2 protein-coding genes are annotated in these 2,648 nt (G+C 62.8%); both read left to right on the top strand.

Annotation, left to right across the window (positions count from 1 at the left end; translation table 11 throughout):
• The first annotated feature begins 219 nt into the window (after window positions 1-219).
• A complete protein-coding gene (istA, locus tag JQ624_RS38210; RefSeq protein ID WP_212424013.1) occupies window positions 220-1,698 on the top strand; it encodes an IS21 family transposase in 1,479 nt (492 codons plus the stop codon).
• Window positions 1,695-2,504, top strand: coding sequence for an IS21-like element helper ATPase IstB (gene istB, locus JQ624_RS38205; protein WP_212424012.1), 810 nt, complete (start codon window positions 1,695-1,697; stop codon window positions 2,502-2,504). Before istA ends, istB begins: the two co-directional genes overlap by 4 nt.
• The last annotated feature ends 144 nt before the right edge of the window (window positions 2,505-2,648 follow it).

Here is a 2,648-nt window from a genome sequence, read left to right as displayed (position 1 = left end):
TGCAGCGCGACAATCTGGATGGGAATCCCGCGACAATCAGGATGAGAATGCGCCGCTGCTGGGGTGACGAAGGGAGGGCGTAGCCCGACCGGAGTTACCCCAGCAGCGGCGTCGATGCCCGAAGGGGCCTCATTTGGCGGTAACGGCGGCTGGTAAGGGATCGGCTTCTCCTTCGAGAGGACCAATTCTTTGGCCGGCCGGCATGTCACCGATCAACAAATGAGGCTTTTCATGAGCTTGCGTCGTACCCATTCGCCAGCCGTCGCCGGTGCAAAGGCCGGTTTCAGCACCTCCGCCGCCTACCGGTTCGAAAAGGATCCCCGACTTCCCACCCAGAAGAAGGCGCCCCGCGAACGCCGGCGAGCCGATCCATTCGCCGACGTCTGGGAGACCGACGTCCTCCCTATGCTGAAGGCCGCGCCAGGCTTGCGGCCGATCTCCGTGTTCGAGGAGCTATGCCGTCGGCATCCGGAACTGGGCTCCGGGACGCGGCGGACGCTTGAGCGGCGCATTCGAGCATGGCGCGCCGTGAACGGCCCGGATCGGGAGGTGATCTTCCGCCAGGAGCATCCGCCGGGCCGGATGGGGTTGTCGGACTTCACCGAGGTCGCCGATCTCGGCGTCACCGTTGCTGGCCAGTTGCTTGACTGCCGGCTCTATCACTTCCGTCTGCCTTTCTCCGGCTTCGAACACGCCCATGTCGTGCTCGGCGGCGAAAGTTTTGTCGCACTGGCGGAAGGGTTGCAGAACGCCCTGTGGTCGCTGGGCGGGGCTCCTGAGCAGCACCGAAGCGACAGCCTCTCGGCCGCGTTCCGCAATCTCGGCGCCGACGCCAAAGAGGATTTGACGATACGCTACGAGGCTTTCTGCTGCCATTACGGCATGACGCCGACCCGCAACAATCCCGGCGTGTCGCATGAGAACGGTTCGATCGAAAGCGCGCATGGCCACCTCAAAAGAGCGCTGGCAGATGCCCTGCTGCTGCGTGCCTCCCGCGACTTCGACGATCTTCCGGCATGGCGGGGCTTCGTCGACGAGATCGTTGGCCGCGGCAACGCTCGCAACGCAAAACGCATCGATCAAGAGCGGATGGCGCTGAGGAAATTGCCGGTCCGCAAGACCGCCGATTATGAGGAGGTCAACGTCGACGTCACGACATCCAGCGCCTTCACCTTGCGCAAGGTGTTTTACTCGGTTCCCTCCCGCCTGATCGGTCACCGGTTGCGCGTGCGTCTCTATGACGATCGGCTCGAATGCTTCCAGGGCGCCACCCACATCATCACCTTGCGGCGAGGGCGAACGCTGCCAAACGGCAAACATGGCCATGTCATCGACTATCGCCATGTCATCCATTCCCTGCGCCGCAAGCCGATGGCGCTGCTCAATCTGGTCTATCGCGCCCAGCTCTTCCCCCGCCGCGCCTACGCCCTTGCGTTCGACGCCTTGCTCGCCGGACTCGGCGAGAGATCCGCCTGTCGCGCCATGGTTGGCCTTCTGGCGCTCGCACACGAACGCACCTGCGAGGCCGAACTCGCCGTGGCGCTGCAAGCCGCTCTCGACGATGGCATCCTGCCGGACCTCAAGGCGCTGATCGAACGCTTCCGCCCGAAGAGCATGGCACTGCCGATCGTCGTCGTCACGCTGCCCTCTCTGGCCATCTACGACCAGATCGCCGCGACCGTGGGAGAAGCCGCATGAACGCGACCATCAAGATCGAGGCCGCCCGTGTCGAGCTGCTACTCAGCGAGTTGCGCTTGCCCGGTATCAAGCTGATCTGGGCCGCCTTGGCGGAGACCGCCGACAAGGAAGGCTGGCCTGCAGCCCGCTTCCTGGCTGCGCTGGCCGAACAGGAGATGGTGGAGCGAAGCCGGCGGCGCTTCGAACGTCATCTGGAGGAAGCAAGACTGCCGCCTGGAAAGACCCTCGACGCCTTCGACTTCGATGCCGTGCCGATGATCTCGAAGGCGCAGGTGCAGGCGCTCGCCGCCGGCGACGCCTGGCTTGAAAAGGGCGCCAATCTCTTGTGTTTTGGCCCGCCTGGCGGCGGCAAATCGCATCTGGCGGCGGCGCTCGGCATGGCCCTGATCGAAAAGGGCTGGCGCGTGTTGTTCACCAGAACCACCGATCTCGTGCAAAAACTCCAGATCGCACGCCGCGATCTCGTGCTCGAAGCGGCGATCGTCAAACTCGACAAATATCACCTGCTGATTTTGGACGATCTCGCCTATGTGACGAAGGATCAAGCCGAGACCAGCGTTTTGTTCGAACTGATCAGCGCCCGCTACGAGCGACGATCGATGCTCATCACCGCCAATCAGCCGTTCGCTGAATGGGGCAAGATCTTCCCGGATCAAGCCATGACCCTCGCGGCCATCGATCGCCTCGTCCACCACGCCACGATCCTCGAAATGAATGTCGACAGCTATCGCCGGAAAGAGGCTGTCGACAAAGCCCGTGGAGTCGGACGTCCGCCAACGCGCGCGACAATCAAGACGTCATCCTGATCGTCGCTCCACGACAATCAAATCACCCGTCACCAAAAATATAGCTTGCGTTATCGCCGTGTCGCGACAATCATCCTCTCGCCGCGACCGCCGAAATGGCCATCCTGATTGTCGCTGTGTTCCCATCCAGATTGTCGCGCTACA

Origin of the sequence: Bradyrhizobium sp. AUGA SZCCT0283 (assembly GCF_018130385.1) — a bacterium.
Lineage (GTDB): Bacteria > Pseudomonadota > Alphaproteobacteria > Rhizobiales > Xanthobacteraceae > Bradyrhizobium.
The sequence above is the reverse complement of the archived record's forward strand: the minus strand, read 5'-3'. Positions and strand labels throughout refer to the sequence as shown.

Excerpts from the sequence above, each read along its gene's own strand:
- istA (WP_212424013.1), top strand. The coding sequence starts at position 220 with ATGAGGCTTTTCATGAGCTTGCGTCGTACCCATTCGCCAGCCGTCGCC.
- istB (WP_212424012.1), top strand. The coding sequence starts at position 1,695 with ATGAACGCGACCATCAAGATCGAGGCCGCCCGTGTCGAGCTGCTACTC.